The 16,116-nt window shown below is 68.7% G+C and carries 18 protein-coding genes and 4 pseudogenes; 5 read left to right on the plus strand and 17 right to left on the minus strand.

The window, feature by feature from the left end; all coding sequences use genetic code 11:
- Window positions 1-38 precede the first annotated feature (38 nt).
- The 6 genes and pseudogenes from FU658_RS05660 to FU658_RS05685 form a co-directional block, all read right to left on the minus strand.
- Complete coding sequence (locus tag FU658_RS05660; RefSeq protein WP_147891196.1) at window positions 39-722, minus strand: DUF2461 domain-containing protein; 684 nt, start codon at window positions 720-722, stop codon at window positions 39-41.
- Complete coding sequence (locus FU658_RS05665) at window positions 719-1,009, minus strand: hypothetical protein (RefSeq protein WP_147891197.1); 291 nt, start codon at window positions 1,007-1,009, stop codon at window positions 719-721. Before FU658_RS05665 ends, FU658_RS05660 begins: the two co-directional genes overlap by 4 nt.
- 23 nt (window positions 1,010-1,032) lie before the next feature.
- Entirely contained in the window at window positions 1,033-2,475 is a 1,443-nt protein-coding gene (gene sbcB, locus FU658_RS05670) for an exodeoxyribonuclease I (RefSeq protein ID WP_147891198.1), read from the minus strand.
- A pseudogene (locus FU658_RS05675) lies at window positions 2,472-3,870 on the minus strand (FAD-dependent oxidoreductase). Before FU658_RS05675 ends, sbcB begins: the two are co-directional and overlap by 4 nt.
- Window positions 3,871-3,896: 26 nt before the next feature.
- Window positions 3,897-5,174 carry a kynureninase gene (kynU, locus tag FU658_RS05680; RefSeq protein ID WP_147891199.1) on the minus strand — a complete coding sequence of 426 codons (1,278 nt, stop codon included), beginning with the start codon at window positions 5,172-5,174 and terminating at the stop codon, window positions 3,897-3,899.
- Window positions 5,175-5,199: 25 nt separating this feature from the next.
- Window positions 5,200-6,210, minus strand: coding sequence for an amidohydrolase family protein (locus tag FU658_RS05685; RefSeq protein ID WP_147891200.1), 1,011 nt, complete (start codon window positions 6,208-6,210; stop codon window positions 5,200-5,202).
- Between the two features lie 73 nt (window positions 6,211-6,283).
- Here FU658_RS05685 and FU658_RS05690 point away from each other — a divergent pair, with 73 nt between their 5' ends.
- Window positions 6,284-6,811 (plus strand): hypothetical protein, encoded by a 528-nt coding sequence (locus FU658_RS05690; protein ID WP_147891201.1) that lies wholly within the window; start codon window positions 6,284-6,286, stop codon window positions 6,809-6,811.
- On the opposite strand, the gene FU658_RS05695 is transcribed toward FU658_RS05690, so the two are convergent.
- From FU658_RS05695 to asnS, 11 genes and pseudogenes are all read right to left on the minus strand, one after another.
- Window positions 6,799-7,320 carry a 3-hydroxyanthranilate 3,4-dioxygenase gene (locus FU658_RS05695; RefSeq protein WP_147891202.1) on the minus strand — a complete coding sequence of 174 codons (522 nt, stop codon included), beginning with the start codon at window positions 7,318-7,320 and terminating at the stop codon, window positions 6,799-6,801. The genes FU658_RS05690 and FU658_RS05695 overlap by 13 nt on opposite strands.
- 31 nt (window positions 7,321-7,351) lie before the next feature.
- A complete protein-coding gene (locus FU658_RS05700) occupies window positions 7,352-8,317 on the minus strand; it encodes a sodium-dependent bicarbonate transport family permease (RefSeq protein WP_147891203.1) in 966 nt (321 codons plus the stop codon).
- A 7-nt stretch (window positions 8,318-8,324) separates the two neighbouring features.
- Complete coding sequence (locus FU658_RS05705; RefSeq protein ID WP_147891204.1) at window positions 8,325-8,753, minus strand: RidA family protein; 429 nt, start codon at window positions 8,751-8,753, stop codon at window positions 8,325-8,327.
- Window positions 8,750-9,432, minus strand: a pseudogene (gene can, locus FU658_RS05710) (carbonate dehydratase). Before can ends, FU658_RS05705 begins: the two are co-directional and overlap by 4 nt.
- A gap of 3 nt (window positions 9,433-9,435) precedes the next feature.
- Complete coding sequence (locus FU658_RS05715) at window positions 9,436-10,881, minus strand: aldehyde dehydrogenase (RefSeq protein WP_147891205.1); 1,446 nt, start codon at window positions 10,879-10,881, stop codon at window positions 9,436-9,438.
- Window positions 10,882-10,934: 53 nt separating this feature from the next.
- Window positions 10,935-11,057, minus strand: coding sequence for a hypothetical protein (locus tag FU658_RS15135; protein ID WP_255505443.1), 123 nt, complete (start codon window positions 11,055-11,057; stop codon window positions 10,935-10,937).
- 71 nt (window positions 11,058-11,128) lie between these two features.
- A pseudogene (locus FU658_RS15965) lies at window positions 11,129-11,257 on the minus strand (PilZ domain-containing protein); the annotation flags it as partial.
- Window positions 11,258-11,269: 12 nt separating this feature from the next.
- Window positions 11,270-12,055, minus strand: coding sequence for an SDR family oxidoreductase (locus tag FU658_RS05725; protein WP_147891206.1), 786 nt, complete (start codon window positions 12,053-12,055; stop codon window positions 11,270-11,272).
- A gap of 67 nt (window positions 12,056-12,122) precedes the next feature.
- The gene (locus FU658_RS05730) at window positions 12,123-12,428 is read right to left on the minus strand and encodes a hypothetical protein (RefSeq protein ID WP_147891207.1); all 306 of its coding nucleotides are present in this window, start codon (window positions 12,426-12,428) and stop codon (window positions 12,123-12,125) included.
- A 19-nt stretch (window positions 12,429-12,447) separates the two neighbouring features.
- Window positions 12,448-12,732: a hypothetical protein gene (locus tag FU658_RS05735; RefSeq protein WP_147891208.1), complete on the minus strand. Its 285-nt coding sequence runs from the start codon at window positions 12,730-12,732 to the stop codon at window positions 12,448-12,450.
- Window positions 12,732-14,132 (minus strand): asparagine--tRNA ligase, encoded by a 1,401-nt coding sequence (asnS, locus tag FU658_RS05740; RefSeq protein ID WP_147891209.1) that lies wholly within the window; start codon window positions 14,130-14,132, stop codon window positions 12,732-12,734. The genes FU658_RS05735 and asnS overlap by 1 nt, the downstream gene beginning before the upstream one ends.
- 153 nt (window positions 14,133-14,285) lie before the next feature.
- Between asnS and FU658_RS05745 the strand changes: the two genes are divergently transcribed.
- From FU658_RS05745 to rplI, 4 genes and pseudogenes are all read left to right on the plus strand, one after another.
- Complete coding sequence (locus FU658_RS05745; RefSeq protein WP_147891210.1) at window positions 14,286-14,624, plus strand: HesB/IscA family protein; 339 nt, start codon at window positions 14,286-14,288, stop codon at window positions 14,622-14,624.
- Window positions 14,625-14,790: 166 nt separating this feature from the next.
- Complete coding sequence (rpsF, locus tag FU658_RS05750) at window positions 14,791-15,237, plus strand: 30S ribosomal protein S6 (protein ID WP_147891211.1); 447 nt, start codon at window positions 14,791-14,793, stop codon at window positions 15,235-15,237.
- Window positions 15,238-15,262: 25 nt separating this feature from the next.
- Window positions 15,263-15,492 (plus strand): annotated as a pseudogene (rpsR, locus tag FU658_RS05755) (30S ribosomal protein S18).
- 95 nt (window positions 15,493-15,587) lie between these two features.
- A complete protein-coding gene (rplI, locus tag FU658_RS05760) occupies window positions 15,588-16,040 on the plus strand; it encodes a 50S ribosomal protein L9 (protein ID WP_147891212.1) in 453 nt (150 codons plus the stop codon).
- Window positions 16,041-16,116: the final 76 nt, after the last annotated feature.

The raw sequence follows: 16,116 nt of genomic DNA on the forward strand, positions 1-16,116 counted from the left end.
CTGCTGCGGTGCCGCAATGTCGCGCGCCTGCGGGACGCTCAGAACTCCAGGTCGAGCGCTGCGCAGAGGTAGTCGACCAGCGGTGCGACGTCCTTGAAGCTGGCGGCGATGGTCTCCAGCAGGGCCGGGCCGACCACGTCGGCATCGTCCAGGTGCAGGGACATGACGAAGTCCTTGCGCTTGAGATCCTCGATCAGCGGATGGTCGGCCGGGTAGCCCTGGGGCGTTCGGACCAGGCTGTCGCCGCCCCAGTTGAAGCGCTCACGGAAGCCGTGGCTTTGCGTGGCCCGCGTCCATGCGTCCGGGTTGTCGACGATGAAGTCGCGGATGCGTCGCTGGGTGGCGGTCTCCGGGTGCCACAGGCCGCCACCGATGAAGTTGTTGCCCGGCTCGATGTGGATGTAGAAGCTGGGGCAATGCACCTGCCGGGCGCGCTCGTGGTAGCAGCGCGCGCCACTCCAGGTCTTGTAGGGCGCCTTGTTGTTGGAGAAGCGCACGTCGCGGTGGATGCGGAACAGCGAGCCGCCCATCTTGCGCGGGTTGGCGATGTAGTGCGGGCTGATCTCGGCGATCGGCCCCTGCAGGTCGCCGATCAGGCGCAGGAAGGGTTCGCGCAGGTGGGCCTCGTAATCGGCCTTGTGCTCCTGGAACCATTCGCGCTCGTTGTGGCGCGCCAGCGCGCGAAGGAAGCGAAAGGTCTTCGGCGTGAAGTAGGTGCTCATGGATCGAGGGTCGGGTGCGAGGAGACCAGCAGCGACTGCACGAGGGCGAACAGGCACACGACGGCGCCGGCCAGCACCAGGCGCATCGCCCGGGGTGTCGGGCTGGTGGTTGCACCCTGGCGGGAAATCCGGTCGCCGATGATGCCGAAGGCGGCTGCCGCCAGGCCGACCAGGGCCGTGCCGCGCGAGGCGGCAAGCAGGCCCACCAGGTTAAGGTTGATCGCCGCCAGGCCGAGGAAGGTCGCGGCAATGCCCGTGAAGATCGCGCGGAAGATGGCAGGCGTCATCGGTACTCGCAGTGCGGGGGAGGTCAGTCTCGAAGCGAGGCCTGGATCTGGCGCCCCCAAGCTTCAAGGGCGTCGAGCAGGCCGGTCACGCGCGCGTCGCCGGCATGCTCGACCCGCAGTGTGCCTATCGTTTCGAAATAGGCCGTGAAGTCGAGTTCCGACCAGCCGCGGTCGGATTCCAGCCGCAGGCGACGATAGTCGTCCCATCGACCCCGCTCCGCCGCGGACAGCGTGTCGGGCCAGTTGCGCGCCCGATAGCGGAACAGCAGTTCCACCAGCCGCGCGTCGGCGAAGGGGAACGACTCGGTGCCCAGCCGGTCCGGCGGGGTTGCCCGGATGCGCGGGAACAGCCGGCGGTCGGCGTCCGGCAGGAACCCGTCGTACAGCGAGGCGTCCACATCATCGGCCGGGTCGCGTTGAGGCCGGTCGAACACCCGGCGCACCTTCTCCGCCACGCCGTCGCTGCGGCGGATCTGCTCGGCATGGGCCAGGCAGCGTTCGATGTCGATGCCCAGGCGCTGGAAGTCCGGTTCGCGCAGGTAGTTCAAGGGCACCAGCGCCGGCACCTTGTTGAGGTGGATCTCCTTGAGCGGCACGCGTGCCACGCCCTCGGGCAGGTCGGCGGCCGGGGTGTAGAGGCGGTCGGCGATCCTGCCGGCACCTTCGTTGAGCAGGTCGGCCGGATCGGTGTCGAGGTCGTAGGCGATGACCCGGCTGTCGATCTGCGGATGGCGAGTGATCGGCAGCACCAGCGCGGCGCAGTGGCGGCTGGCCGGGTAGCGGCCGGACACGTGCAGCAGGGGCACCTGGTTCGCGACATCCACGTGCTTGCCCGCGGCGCGCTTGTCGCGCAGCGTCAGCGCGTAGTCCCACAGCCGCGGCTGGGCAGCGCGCGCGACGCGGGCCAGCGCGATGAGCGCCTCGACATCGGCCAGCGCGTCGTGGGCGCGGGCATGCTCGATGCCATTGGCGGCACTGAGGTGCTCGAGCCTGAACGAAGTGAAGCCATCCTCGCGCTTCGGCCAGACGATGCCTTCCGGACGCAGCGCGTGGAACAGACGCATCAGGTCGAGCAGGTCCCAGCGCGAGTTGCCATTGCGCCACTCGCGCTCGTAGGGATCGTGGAAATTGCGGAACAGGCCGTGGCGGATGAACTCGTCGTCGAAGCGCAGCGAGTTGTAGCCCACCGCGCAGGTGCCGGGCTGGGCGAGCTCCTCGTGCACGCGGGCGATGAATTCGGCTTCGGGAAGACCCCGTTGCGTGGCCATCTGCGGGGTGATGCCGGTGACCAGCGTGGCGCCCGGCGAGGGCAGCAGATCGTCGGCGGGGCGGCAGAAGAACTCGACCGGCCCGCCCACCGGCCGCAGCTCGGTGTCGGTGCGGATCGCGGCGAACTGGGCGATGCGGGTGCGGCGCGGGTCGGTGCCGAAGGTCTCCAGGTCGTACCAGAGGAAGCTGGCCATCACGCCGCGTCCAGCGGCACCAGTCGCTCGGCCACCAGGGCGTCGGCGCGGTCCAGGTCCACGTCTTCGAGCCGCTCGACGCCACGGGTCAGTTCGACCAGGATCCCGCGCTGCACCTGGCCGCGCGCGAAGGCCGTGGCGTACGGGACCAGCGTGAAGCTGACCATCGCGTAGCGCGGCACGAACACGCCGGGGTGGCGGTCGGCCAGCACGCGCTCCAGCGCCCGCTGCAGCAGGAAGTCGGCGTCGTCGACGCGGTCGCGCATCTCGACGTAGTTCTCCAGCGCCATGCGCTGGATCGCCTCGGCGTTGGGTCGCCGTTCGGCCTCGAAGGCGGCCAGCGCCTCGCCGGTGTCGCACAGGCCGTCGTCGCACAGCTTGTCGGCCAAGCTCACGCAGTCCTCGAACGCACAGTTCATGCCCTGGCCATGGAAGGGCACCATCGCGTGGGCGGCATCGCCCAGCAGTACCGCGACATCACCGTGGCACCAGCGGTCCAGGTAAAGCGTCGACAGGCCGCTGGTCGGGTTGTCGACGAAATCGCGGTCGAAATCCGGCAGCAGCGGCAGCAGGTCGGGGAAGTCGCGATCGAACAGGGCGCGGGCATCGGCGACCGTCGGGATGGTCTGGAAGCTGGCGACCGGGCCACTGTCGGGGGCCGGCTCGCCCTCCGGCGGATGGGTGGGCAGGAACAGCGTGACGGTGAAGCTGCGCTCTGTGTTCGGCAGCGCGATGCTCATGTAGCCGCCGCGCGGCCAGATGTGCAGCGCGTTGGCTTCCAGCATGAAGCTGCCGTCGCTGCCCGGCGGGATCTCCAGCTCCTTGTAGTCGTGGCCCAGCGGCTCGATGCGCTCGCCCAGAGGGGCCACCGCGTCCATCGCCCGGCGCACCGCCGATCCGGCACCATCGGCCCCGACCAGCAACTCGAAGGGTTCGCAGAACCGGCTGCGCGCGTGGTCGTCGACCAGCTCCAGCGTGCGGCGCTCGAAGTCCACGCCATCGATGCGCCGGTTGAAATGGATCCTCGCGCCGGCGGCTTCCGCGGCATCGAGCATGACGATGTTGAGCCGGCCGCGGTGGACCGACCAGATCACCTCGCTGTCATCGCGGCCATAACGCTGCAGCTGGGTTTCCCCGCTGGCGAAATGAACCATGCGCCCGCGCATCATCACGGCCTGCTCCATGACGGCGGGCTCCAGCCCGGCACGGCGCAGGCGGCCACGCCGCGCGAGGCGAGGGCCAGGTTGATCGAGCGGCCGCCCTCGTAGCCCTTGCGCCGTGGGTCCGGGCGCCGCTCAAGAACCTCCACGTCCCAGCCGCGGCGGCCAGCAGGGTGGCCAGCAGCGCGCCGGCAAGCCCGGCACCGGCGATGGTGATGCGACGCGGTTTCAGGCTCATCGGCTCGGGTCCTTGGTTCGGTCGGTTCAGCCGCGCGTGTCGCGCCAGGCCTGTACGCAGGTGACGAAACGCAGCACGTCGATGAAGCGGTTGTACAAGGGGGCGGGCGAAATCCGGATCACGTCGGGCTCGCGCCAGTCGCCCAGCACGCCGTTGGCGGACAGGTGCTCGAACAGCGCACGACCGGCCTCGCGGCCGGCACGCACGCGCAGGCTGAGCTGGGCCCCGCGCCGGGCCGGATCCGGGGGCGTGAGGATCTCCAGCGTGTCGGCGAGGTGTTCGCCGACCAGCGCGTGCAGGTAGCCGGTGAGCTGCTCGGACTTGCGCCGCAGGGCCGGCATCCCGGCGGCCTGGAACAGCGCCAGCGAGGCGCGCAACGGTGCCATGCCGAGGATCGGCGGGTTCGACAACTGCCAGCCGTCGGCACCGGGGCTGGGTACGAACTCCGGGCCCATCTGGAAGCGGGTGTGCTTGTCGTGCCCCCACCAGCCGGCGAACCGGGGCAGGCCGGCCTCGGCGTGGCGTGCGTGCACGAAGGCGCCGGCCACCGCCCCGGGACTGCCGTTCATGTACTTGTAGTTGCACCAGGCGGCGAAGTCGGCGCCGGAGTCGTGCATCTGCAGGTGCAGGTTGCCGGCGGCATGGGCGAGGTCGAAACCCACCGCGCAGCCCCGGGCCCTGGCCAGCCGGGTGATCTCGGCGATGTCGAAGGCCTGGCCGGTGCGGTACTGCACGCCCGGCCACAGCACCAGCGCGATGCGATGGCCGTGCTCGGCCAGGCAGCGCTCGATCGCCTCCATCGAGACCGTGCCGCCGGGTTCATCGCCCTGCAGCTCGATCAGGTCGGTGGCGGGGTCGAATCCGTGGTGGAGCACCTGCGACTCGGCCACGTGGCGGTCGGAGGGAAAGGCGCCGGCCTCGATGAGGATGGCGGGGCGCTCCGGGGTCGGGCGGTAGAAGCTGACCATCAGCAGGTGCAGGTTCACCGACAGCGTGTTCATCGCGGTGACTTCGATCGGCTCCGCCCCGAGCACCTCGGCCAGACCGTCGCGCAGATGCTCGTGGTAGTGCATCCAGGGCGGGTCGCCACGGAAATGGCCCTCCACGCCCAGCCGGGCCCAGTCGTCCATCGCCGCCTGTACCGCTGCGGCCGCGCCCCGCGGCTGAAGTCCCAGGGAGTTGCCGACGAAGTAGGTCAGCTCGCCATCCCCGTGCGGGGGAATCAGGAATTCGCTGCGGAAACGGCGCAGCGGATCGGCCGCATCCTGCGCCAGGGCATGGTGCTCTGAGAAAATATCAGTCATTAATCAAGTGCTTGTCGTGTTTTATTCAAGTAAAACGTGATGCAGGCAGGCCCAGCCATTCCAGTGCCGTGCCGTGGAAAAGGCGGGCCTGGGCGGTGTCCTCGAGTCCCAGCGCGCTGATGCCGGCGCCTGGCTCCTGCTCGCCCAGCGGGAACGGGTAGTCGGTGCCGAGCATGACCGTGTCCACGCCGGCCACGTCGATGAGGTAGCGCAGCGCGGCGTCGTCGTGCACGCAGGAGTCGAAGTACAGCCGGCCGAAGTACTCGCGCGGGTTGCGCGGATTGTCGGTGGCGACGAGGTCCGGGCGCATGCGGAAGCCGTGCTCGATGCGGCCGATCGTGTAGGGGAAGCTGCCGCCGCCATGGGCCAGGCACACCCGCAGCTTCGGGAAGCGTTCAAGCACGCCACCGAAGATCAGGCTGCAGGCCGCGCGCGACTGCTCGGCGGGCATGCCCACCAGCCACGGCAGCCAGTACTTGGGCATCGTCTCGGCGCCCATCATGTCCCACGGGTGGACCAGGATCGCGGCGCCCAGCGCCTCGGCGGCCTCGAAGAACGGGGTCAGCTCCGGGGCGTCGAGGTTCCACTCGTTGATGTGCGAGCCGATCTGAACGCCCTGCAGGTCGAGCTGGTCGATGCAGCGTTCCAGTTCCTGCACCGCCAGCTGCGGCGACTGCAGCGGCACCGTGCCGATGCCGGCGTAGTGCCGGCGGTGGTTGCGGCAGGTTTCCGCCATGTGGTCGTTTAGCGCCTTGTGCAGCTCCAGCGCATGGTGGCCCTTGGCGCGGTAGTTGAACATCACCGGCACCGTCGAGATCACCTGCACCTGGACGCCGAAGCGCGCGTAGTCGGCGATGCGCTCCTCCGGATCCCAGGTCTTGGGCCAGATCTCGCGGAAGAACTTGCCGTCCTTGTAGATCCGCGCACGGCCGTCGTCGCCGTGGTGGATGACCGGAAAGCGGGTATCGCCGTACTTGGCCGCCAGATCGGGCCAGGTGCGGGGCAGGTAATGGGCGTGTGTGTCGATTTTCAGCATGGGCTGGGAGTGTAGACCAAAGCCCACCCGGGCCGCCCGTGCACGGGCCGGCCATGCACGGCATCATGTCGGCATGCCGCGATCGATCGCCACCACCGGCCGCGCCAGTCCGCCGTGGCCGGGCTATGGCGCACGAGGCACCCTGGTCCTGCCGCTTCCCGGGTCGTGGCTTGAGTCGCTGCCACCCTTGCTCGAGGTGGATGGCGTGGTGCTGGGACGCAAGTCCGAGGCCCACCTGACGCTGCTCGATCGCAAGGCCGCTGCCCAGGTGCGCCGCGCCTGCGCCGAAGCGGTGGTGCGCGCCGCCTTCCTGGCCCAGGACTGGTCCATGCAGGCCACGGGCGAGCGATGGCTGCTGCGCAAGGACCTGCCTTCGGGACGGACGGCGCACGCGCTCATCACGATGGTGGACGCCCCTGGATTCGCCGCGTTCCGGGCCGCACTGGGGAGGGCATGCGGCGTCGAGCTGCCCGAAGCCATGGCGCACGTCACGCTGTACGTGGCCGGCAAGCCCACCGGCATCGGGTTGCCGGACGTGGCGGCGTTCCACCGCCTGCGCGTGAAACGTGTCGACGCCGGTGGTGCCCCTCAGGCGTCGTAGCGGGCCGGAGCCGGGTTGACGTGCCCGCACTGCGCGCAGGTGCGGTTCTCGCGCGAGCCATAGAAGCGATCGAACACCGGCGGGAAGTCGTTCTCGATGTCCCGGAGCTCGAAGAACTCCTCGTACACGAGGTGGTTGCATTGTTCGCAGAACCACATCAGGCCATCGAGTTCGCCCGGCTGCCGCCGGCGTTCGATGACCAGGCCGACCGAGTCCGCCGCGCGTTGTGGTGAGTGCGGCACCTTCGGTGGCAGGTAGAACACCTCGCCGGCGCGGATCGGGATGTCGCGGGCCACGCCATCCTCCTGCACCTTCAGCACCATCTCGCCTTCGAGCTGGTAGAAGAACTCCGGGCCTTCCTCGTAGTGGTAGTCGGTGCGCTGGTTGGGTCCGCCGACCACCATGACGATGAAGTCGCCGTCATAGACGCACTTGTTGCCCACGGGCGGCTTGAGCAGGTCGCGGTGCTCGTCGATCCAGCGCTGGAAGTTGATCGGTGGGCTCAGCATGGCGGTTGCTCCGTCGTGCGGGTGGACGCCCCTATCGTGCCAGCCACAGGGCCATCCATGCATACAGCGGGATGCCGATGGCCAGGTTGAACGGGAAGGTGATGCCCAGTGCGGCGGTGATGCAGCGTCCGGTGTCGGCCTCCGGCAGGCCGGTGCGCACCGTGGCCGGTGCGGCGATGTAGGACGCGCTCGACACCATGGCACCAAGCACCGTGGCGCCGGACGCCGACAACCCGACCATGTGCCCCAGCAGCACGCCACCGGCACCGTGCAGCAGCGGCAGCGTGGTCGCGAAGAGCGTCAGCTTGAGCCAGCCGCTGCGCAGCGCCGCCAAGCGTCCGGCGGCCAGGATGCCCATGTCGAGCATGAACAGCATCAGCACGCCCTGGAACAGCGCGAAGTACATCGCATCCACGGATTTGATACCGCCGGGGCCGGCGATCACACCGATGGCGAGGCCGCCGACCAGCAGGATCACCGATTTGCCGGTGAAGACCTCGCGCAGCGTGTGGTGGCGCGCTGCCGGGTCGACCGGGCCGTTGCTGCCCCGGTGTGCCAGCCACAAGGCCAGCAGCAGGGCAGGCACTTCCAGCGCCACCACCAGGGCGACCAGTACACCCTCGGCCGGGGCACCGGCGCGCTCGACGAACTGGTTGGCCGCGATGAACGTCACCGCCGATACCGAGCCGTAGTGGGCGGCCATCGCCGCGGCATTCGTGCGGCCATCGCGCAGGATCCGGCGGGCGATGAAGTAGGTGGTGAAGGTCGTCACCACGCCGGCGGCGATCGTGATCGACAGCAGCAACAGCAGTTCGCCCGGCGCCTGGCCGCGCAGCGCGACGCCACCCTTGAGGCCGATGGCCAGCAGCAGGAAGATCGACAGGTAGGCCTGGATCTGGGGCGGGATCTCCAGGTCGCTGCGTACCGCCCGGGCAATGAGGCCCAGCGCGAACGCCAGCACCACCGGCGAGGAAAGGTTGGTGAGGAGCAGTTCCATCAGTCGTCTACCGGGCCGCAGCTGTGCATTTGAGTTCGATCGCGATCGGTGTGGGTAGGGCGGTGATGCCCAGCGTGGTGCGGCAGGGCGCGCTCGCCGGGTCGGGGAAATACTCCTTCCACACCTCGTTGTAGGCCGCGAAGTCGCGCTCCATGTCGGTCAGGTAGACGGTCACGTCCACCAGGTCCTCCCATTGCGCGCCCGCCGCCTCCAGCACGCGGCGCACGTTGGCGAACACCGAGTGGGTCTGGGCGACGATGTCGTAGTCGTCGAGCAGGCCGTTGTCGTCGTAGACGTTGCCCGGGACGGCATTGGACTGCGGATCGCGTGGGCCCAGGCCCGACAGCAGCAGCAGGCCGCCGACGCGGCGGGCGTGGGGGTAGCTGCCAACCGGGCGGGGCGCCTGGTCGGCCTGGATGCCATCGTCATTGCTCATGCTTCGAGTTTCTCCGATCCCGGGACACGACGGCCGCTGCGTACGCTTTCCACGGCGCGCGCGTAGTTTGCCGCCAGCGAGGACGGTTCGCCCGTGCCCAAGCCCAGCCTGCGGATGCGACCGTCGAACAGCGCGTAGATCCACGCGTGCACCGACAGCGGCTGGCCGCGGTCCCACGCGTCCCTGACGATGGTCGAGCGGCACACCGTGTACGCCTGCTCGATCGTGTTGAGTTCGCACAGGCGCGCGTGGCGCAGCGACTCCGAATCAACGCCTGCCAGCAGGTCGCGTGCTTGTCGGCGACGTCGGCCACGTGCCGCAGCCAGTGGTCGGCCAGGCCCACCCGGGTATCGGACATCGCGGCATGCACGCCGGAACAGCCGTAGTGGCCACAGACGATGATGTGCTCGACCTTGAGCACGTCGACGGCGAACTGGATCGTGCTCAGGCAGTTGAGGTCGGTGTGGACGACCACGTTGGCGATGTTGCGATGGACGAAAACCTCGCCCGGCTGCAGTCCAGTCACCTGGTTGGCGGGCACGCGCGAGTCGGAACAGCCGATCCACAGGTATTTCGGGTTCTGTTCCTCGGACAGCCGCTCGAAGAACCCGGGGTCCTCGTGCTGGACCCTCTCGGCCCAATCGCGGTTGCGCGTCAGCAGGTCGTCAATTGCGGTCAAGACTCACTCCAGTGAAAGACAGATATTGCGGGGCTCGGTGAAGAAGCGCATCGCCTCCACCCCCCCTTCGCGGCCGAGGCCGGACTGGCCCATGCCGCCGAAGGGCGTTCGCAGGTCGCGAAGCATCCAGGTGTTCACCCAGACGATGCCCGCGCGCACGTCGCGTGCGACGCGATGTGCGCGGGCCACGTCGCCGGTCCAGATGCTGGCCGCCAGGCCGTAGTCGCCGGCGTTGGCCAGGCGCAGCGCATCGGCCTCGTCGTCGAAGGGCTGCAGCGTGACGACCGGGCCGAAGATTTCCTCGGTATTGGTGCGCGCGTCCGGGCCCAGGCCCTCGATGACGGTCGGGGCGATGAAGCGACCCCCGGCGCAGCGGCCGGGGAGCGACACCGCGTTGCCGCCACACAGGATCGTGCCGCCCTCGGCGCGTGCCAGGTCCAGGTATCCGGCGACCTTTTCGAAGTGGGCCTTCGACACCAGCGGGCCGGTCGTGGTGCCGGCTTCACGCGGGTCACCCACCACGAGGCGTTGCGCCGCGGCCACGAACTGGTCGCGGAACGCTTCGTAATAGCCACGCTGCACGAGGATGCGGGAGGCGCACAGGCAGATCTGCCCGCTGTTCTGGAACGCCGCGCGCAGCAGCGTGTCGATCACGCGTGCGCGGGGCGCGTCCTCGAAGACGATGGCGGGGTTCTTGCCGCCCAGTTCCAGTGACACCTTGCGGAACATCGGCGCGGCGCGCGCTGCGATGTCGCGGCCCACGGCGGTGGAACCGGTGAAGCTGATCGCGTGCACGTCCGGGTGGCCGACCAGTGCAGGGCCCAGCTCCGGGCCGCGGCCATGGACGATGTTGAGCACACCGGGCGGCAGGCCGATCTCGCGGCTGGTCTCTCCGAGCATCCAGGCACTCAACGGCGTGACTTCCGAGGGCTTCGCCACGACGCAGTTGCCGGCAGCCAGCGCCGGGGCGATCTTCCAGGTGAACAGGTAGAGCGGCAGGTTCCATGGGCTGATGCAGCCGACGACGCCGAGCGGTTGCCGCAGCGTGTAGTTCAGGCCGGCCTCGCCGTGGTGGCTTTCGCTGCCGAACTGCATCGCCGAGGCGGCGAAGAAGCGCAGGTTGGCGATCGCCCGGGGGATCTCGATCTCGCGGACCAGCTTCAGGGGCTTGCCGGTGTCCAGCGACTCGGCCTGGACGAAGTCCTCGGTACGCGCCTCGATCGCGTCGGCGAGGCGGTTGAGCCAGCCCGCACGCCACGAGCCGGGAAGTGCCGACCAGGTCGGGAACGCGTGCCGGGCGGCGTCCACCGACGCCTCGACGTCGGCGGCGGTGCCGTCGGGGCACAGGGCATGGACGCTGGCGGTGGCCGGGTCCTCGACCTCGAGCCAGCCACCGGAACCCGCGGGCCGCTGGTGTCCGCCGATCAGGTGCGAAAGGTGCGTGGGCATGCGTGAAGCTTACCCGTACGCAGCCACGTACGGACAGGTCGGGAAGGGCTGGTTCAGAGGTAGAGCGCGATGTCGACGTCGACCATGACCACGCCACCGGGGGGCACGGTCTGCGGTTCGTGGTACTCGAAACCGACGCTGCCGTCCTCGGTGCGGGCCACGCGGGCGCCCGCCACGTGGGCGGTCCGGGCGAGCCATGGAAGTACAGGGTGACGATTTCGGCGACCTGCAGGTCGAAGCCGGGCGGTCGGAAGATGCCGCAGCCGCCCTCCGACATGTCCTGGATCTGTGCCAGCCAGGCACGCTCGCCGTGGCTGATCAGGACGTGCGCGGCGAAGGGCACGCGCTCACCCCAGCGCTGATCGAACTCTTCCACGACACACCCCCTCTAGAGTGAACGCGTGCGTCCGCCGTCGACAGGCAGGTTCACGCCATTGATGAAAGCCGCGGCCGGGGAGCACAGGAAGGCGATGGCGGCTGCCGTTTCACCGGCCCGGGCAAAGCGGCCGGCGGGTACCGTGGAAAGCATGCCGGCGGCCACGTCCTGTTCGGATGTGCCGCTCTTGGCCGCGTTGGCCTTGATCAGGCTCGACAGGCGCCCGGTGTCGGTGAAGCCCGGCAGCACGTTGTTCACGGTGATGCCATGCGGCGCCAGCTCGCTGGCCAGCGTCTTCGCCCAGGCCGCCACGGCGCCGCGCACGGTGTTGGAGACGCCGAGGTTGGGGATGGGTTCCTTGACCGAGGTCGAAATGACGTTGACCAGGCGGCCGAAGCCCGCCTCCTTCATCGCCGGCAGCACCAGGCGCAGCATCGTCTGTCCCCCGATGAGGTGGCGGCGGAACGTGCCCAGGTAGGCGTCGTCGTCGGCATCCGCCGCCGGGCCGCCCGGTGGGCCGGCGGTGTTGTTCACCAGGATGTGGACGGGATGCTCGCGTACCAGCGCGGCGACCGCCTGGGCCAGGCCCGCGGTGTCGTCCATGTCCACGGCGAGGTGGCGATGGCGCTGGTTCGAGGGGCGGGGCAGGGCATCGCTGACCTCGGCCAGCACGTCGCCACGCCGCGCCAGCACGGTGACTTCCGCACCCAGCAGCGCCAGCTCGTGGGCAGCCGCCGCGCCGATGCCTTCGGAGGCGCCGCACACGAGGGCATGGCGGCCGGTCAGATCCAGGTCCATCGCTCACTCCCGGTTCGTTCGCGGCGTCGGGGCCGCAGGGATGGGAAAGTGTGCCGCAATCCGGGGCTCAGCGCCTCGGCAACGCCTGCACCATCTTCGGGGCGAGTGCGTCGTCGTCCTTGGCCTCGGGCGGGTCGAGCGCCTCCAGCGACAGGCCCCAGGCTTCGGCGTCGGCCTCGTCGAGCCCGTCGAAGGAGCGGTAGTCGGCGTCCAGCAGCGCCGCGCGCGCGGTGTCGATGTTCTCGTACACCAGCGTCCGGCCATCGCAGTCGAGCACGTCGGCGGTGCCGGCATCGAGCTCGCGCAGACGCGCCCACATCAGCGTGTCGCCGATCACGTAGAGCCACCACTGGATCATCGTCGTTTCGCCCATGGGGTTTCCATCAGTCAGGTCAGAACTGGGCCACCAGCCAGGCCAGCACGCCCAGCGTGCCCAGCAGGCAGGTGGCCAGCAGCCAGCGTGCCGGCATCGCCAGCTTCGGCAGGATCGGGTCGGCGTGGTAGCGGTAGCGGGCCGTCAGCACCCAGCGCAGGAACACCCAGTCGAAGGCGGAGTCACCCACCGCGGTGCGCCGGTCCTGCATGTGCCGGTAGCTCAGCGGCCCGAAGATCGCGTAGCCCGACAGGCCGGAGATGGCCAGCGCCAGCGAACTGAGCAGGAACAGCAAGCCGCCCATCAGAACGTCGCGTGGCCGGGCGTGCGCGGGTAGGGGATCGCGTCACGGATGTTGTTGAGCCCGGCCACGTAGCACACCAGGCGCTCGAAGCCGAGGCCGAAGCCGGCGTGGGGCACGGTGCCGTAGCGGCGCAGGTCGCGGTACCACTGGTAGTGCTCGGTCTCGATGCCGAACTGGGCCATGCGCCGGTCGAGGAAGTCCAGGCGCTCCTCGCGCTGGGCCCCGCCGATGATCTCGCCGATGCCCGGGGCCAGCACGTCCATCGCCGCGACCGTCTTGCCGTCGTCGTTGAGGCGCATGTAGAAGGCCTTGATCTGCTCGGGGTAGTTCATCACCACCACCGGGCGGCCGACGTGGGTCTCGGTCAGCCAGCGCTCGTGCTCGGTCTGCAGGTCCAGGCCCCATTCCACCGGGAACTCGAACTTCACCCCGGAGTTGCGCAGGATCTCGATCGCATCGCCGTAGTCGATCCGCTCGAACGGCATCGAGACGAAATCCTCGAGGCGTGAAATTGCATTCTTTTCAACACGTTCGGAAATAAACTTCAAGTCATCCATGCGCTCGTTCAGCACGGCGCGGAACAGGTACTTGAGGAAGTCCTCGGACAGTTGGGCGATGTCGTCGAGGTCGGCAAAGGCCACTTCCGGCTCGATCATCCAGAACTCCGCCAGGTGGCGTGCGGTGTTGGAATTCTCGGCGCGGAAGGTCGGCCCGAAGGTGTAGACCTTGCTCATCGCCAGGCAGTAGGCCTCGACGTTGAGCTGGCCGGATACGGTCAGGAACGCTTCCTTGCCGAAGAAGTCGCGCTTGAAGTCGACGTCGCCGGCTTCGGTCCGGGGCACGTTGGCCAGGTCCAGCGTCGAGACGCGGAACAGCTGGCCGGCGCCCTCGGCGTCGGACGTGGTGACGATCGGGGTGTTGATCCAATAGTAGCCGTTCTCGTCGAAGAAGCGGTGCACCGCCTGCGCCAGGCAGTGGCGGATGCGGGTGACCGCGCCGAACAGGTTCGTGCGCGGCCGCAGGTGCGCGACCTCGCGCAGGAACTCCAGCGAATGCGGCTTGGGCTGGATCGGGTAGGTTTCCGGGTCGTCGACCCAGCCGGCCACCTCGATCTGCTCGGCCTGCAGTTCCAGGCTCTGGCCCTTGCCCTGGCTGGCCACCAGCGTGCCCCTGGCGATGATCGCGCAGCCCGAGCCCAGGTGCTGCACCGCCTCGGCGTAGTTGGGCAGGGTGTTTGCCGCCACCACCTGGATCGGGTCGAAGCACGAGCCGTCGGTGAGGTTGATGAAGCTCAGCCCGGCCTTGGAATCGCGCCGGGTGCGCACCCAGCCGCGGATCGTGACCTGCGTGCCCGGGGACAGGTCCCCGGACAGTGCCTGCTCGACGCTGACCACCGTCATGCCTTGTATCTCCAGAGGTGTTGGGCCGGCTGGCCGCTGCCAGGGCCGTCAAGCGCCGTAGCATAACGGATACGCTGGTCGGGATTCAGCGTCTTCACGCGCATCGGCGGTATCATGGAGGCGTTGCGATCCACCCGATTCCAGAGGACTGCCATGGCCATCACGCTGAGCACCGCTGCCGCCGAACGCGTCAAGCACTTCGTCGCCGAGCGCCCGGAGGGCCTGGGCCTGAGGTTCGGCGTCAAGCGCACCGGCTGCTCCGGCTGGGGCTACGTGACCGAGCTGGCCACGGCACGGGCCGCAGACGACGCCGTGTTCGAGGACCAGGGCGTACGCATTTTCGTCGACGCGCAAAGCCTCGCGCTGGTGGATGGCACCCGCATCGACTTCCAGCGCCAGGGCATCAACCACGTGTTCACCTTCGAGAACCCGCGTGCGGCTGCCGAGTGCGGCTGTGGCGAGAGCTTCACGACGGACGAGCAGGCGGCCTGAGCGGCGGCCACCGGCGTACCGGCCGCGCAGTTGCGCGCGGCCTGCACTGCTGAGACAATGGCGGGCTCCCCCGAGTGGGAGTCCCTTGCTCCACCGCGTCCGTTCCGGGCGACGGGGAGCTGACCCGACCGGCCAGCAGGCCGGCGTCATCCGCAAGGAGTCAACAATGCGTCACTACGAAGTCGTGTTCCTGGTCCATCCGGACCAGAGCGAGCAGGTCAACGCCATGGTCGAGCGCTACAAGGCGACCATCGAGGGCGAGAACGGTGGCACGATCCACCGCCTGGAGGATTGGGGCCGCCGCCAGTTGGCCTACCCGATCAACAACCTGGTCAAGGCCCACTACGTCATGATGAACATCGAGTGCAGCCAGACTGCGCTCAACGAGCTGGTCGAGGCGTTCCGCTTCAACGACGCGGTGCTGCGCCACATGGTCGTCAAGCGCGAAGAGGCCGACACCGAGCCGTCGCACATCATGAAGAGCAAGGACGAGAAGTCCGACCGTCCGGAGCGTGGCGAGCGCCGTCGTCGTGACGACGAGGGCAGCAGCAACGACACCGCGTCCGACAAGGACGACGACAGCAGCGACGACGACAAGTCCGACGCCGCCTGATCACTGACGATTTCGGAGACCACACATGTCCAAGTTCTTTCGCCGCCGCAAGTTCTGCAAGTTCACCGCCGAGGGCGTCAAGGAGATCGATTACAAGGATCTCAACACCCTGCGCCAGTACCTGACCGAGAACGGCAAGATCGTTCCCAGCCGCATCACCGGCACCAAGGCCAAGTACCAGCGCCAGCTGCGACCGCCGTGAAGCGTGCGCGCTTCCTGGCCCTGATCCCCTACACCGACAACCACGACATCTGAACCCAGCGGCCCCGCCACGGTGGGGCCGGCCGTCCGTTCGGACAGCTGGAACAGCTGCGGGCCCGTGCGCCCGCTAACGAATACGGAGCACTACCATGGAATTGATCCTCCTCCAGAAGGTCACCAACCTGGGCAACCTGGGTGACAAGGTCAGCGTCAAGCCCGGCTACGGCCGCAACTACCTGATCCCCTACGGCAAGGCCGTTCCGGCCACCGCGCAGAACCTGGCCGACTTCGAGAAGCGTCGCGCCGAGTACGAGGCCAAGGCCGCCGAGCAGCTGTCCGGTGCCGAGGGTCGCAAGGCCAAGCTCGAAGGCGCCAGCGTCACGATCAAGGCGAACGCCTCGACCGAGGGCAAGCTGTTCGGCTCGGTCGGTCCGCGCGACATCGCCGAGGCTTTCACCGCGGCCGGCATCGAGCTCGAGAAGGGCGAGGTCGTGATGAGCGACGGCCCGATCCGCACGATCGGCGAGTTCGACATCGAAGTGCGCCTGCACGCCGACATCGAGACCACCGTCAAGGTCGTCATCGAGGGCGAGCTGGTCTGAGCACCGCTCCACCGTTGCACGGAAAGGGCGCCTTCGGGCGCCCTTTTTCGTGGAGGTCTCAGCCCCTGAGACGGCG

Origin of the sequence: Alkalisalibacterium limincola, assembly GCF_008017755.1 — a bacterium.
GTDB lineage: Bacteria > Pseudomonadota > Gammaproteobacteria > Xanthomonadales > Xanthomonadaceae > Alkalisalibacterium > Alkalisalibacterium limincola.

Coding starts and splice junctions, on each gene's coding strand:
- FU658_RS05725 (WP_147891206.1), bottom strand. CDS start 12,055: ATGGACCTGGATCTGACCGGCCGCCATGCCCTCGTGTGCGGCGCCTCC.
- asnS (WP_147891209.1), bottom strand. CDS start 14,132: ATGACGGTGGTCAGCGTCGAGCAGGCACTGTCCGGGGACCTGTCCCCG.
- FU658_RS05705 (WP_147891204.1), bottom strand. CDS start 8,753: ATGAGCAATGACGATGGCATCCAGGCCGACCAGGCGCCCCGCCCGGTT.
- FU658_RS05660 (WP_147891196.1), bottom strand. CDS start 722: ATGAGCACCTACTTCACGCCGAAGACCTTTCGCTTCCTTCGCGCGCTG.
- rpsF (WP_147891211.1), top strand. CDS start 14,791: ATGCGTCACTACGAAGTCGTGTTCCTGGTCCATCCGGACCAGAGCGAG.
- FU658_RS05715 (WP_147891205.1), bottom strand. CDS start 10,881: ATGCCCACGCACCTTTCGCACCTGATCGGCGGACACCAGCGGCCCGCG.
- FU658_RS05685 (WP_147891200.1), bottom strand. CDS start 6,210: ATGCTGAAAATCGACACACACGCCCATTACCTGCCCCGCACCTGGCCC.
- FU658_RS05665 (WP_147891197.1), bottom strand. CDS start 1,009: ATGACGCCTGCCATCTTCCGCGCGATCTTCACGGGCATTGCCGCGACC.
- FU658_RS05745 (WP_147891210.1), top strand. CDS start 14,286: ATGGCCATCACGCTGAGCACCGCTGCCGCCGAACGCGTCAAGCACTTC.
- FU658_RS05690 (WP_147891201.1), top strand. CDS start 6,284: ATGCCGCGATCGATCGCCACCACCGGCCGCGCCAGTCCGCCGTGGCCG.
- kynU (WP_147891199.1), bottom strand. CDS start 5,174: ATGACTGATATTTTCTCAGAGCACCATGCCCTGGCGCAGGATGCGGCC.
- rplI (WP_147891212.1), top strand. CDS start 15,588: ATGGAATTGATCCTCCTCCAGAAGGTCACCAACCTGGGCAACCTGGGT.
- FU658_RS05695 (WP_147891202.1), bottom strand. CDS start 7,320: ATGCTGAGCCCACCGATCAACTTCCAGCGCTGGATCGACGAGCACCGC.
- FU658_RS05735 (WP_147891208.1), bottom strand. CDS start 12,732: ATGGGCGGCTTGCTGTTCCTGCTCAGTTCGCTGGCGCTGGCCATCTCC.
- FU658_RS05730 (WP_147891207.1), bottom strand. CDS start 12,428: ATGGGCGAAACGACGATGATCCAGTGGTGGCTCTACGTGATCGGCGAC.
- FU658_RS05700 (WP_147891203.1), bottom strand. CDS start 8,317: ATGGAACTGCTCCTCACCAACCTTTCCTCGCCGGTGGTGCTGGCGTTC.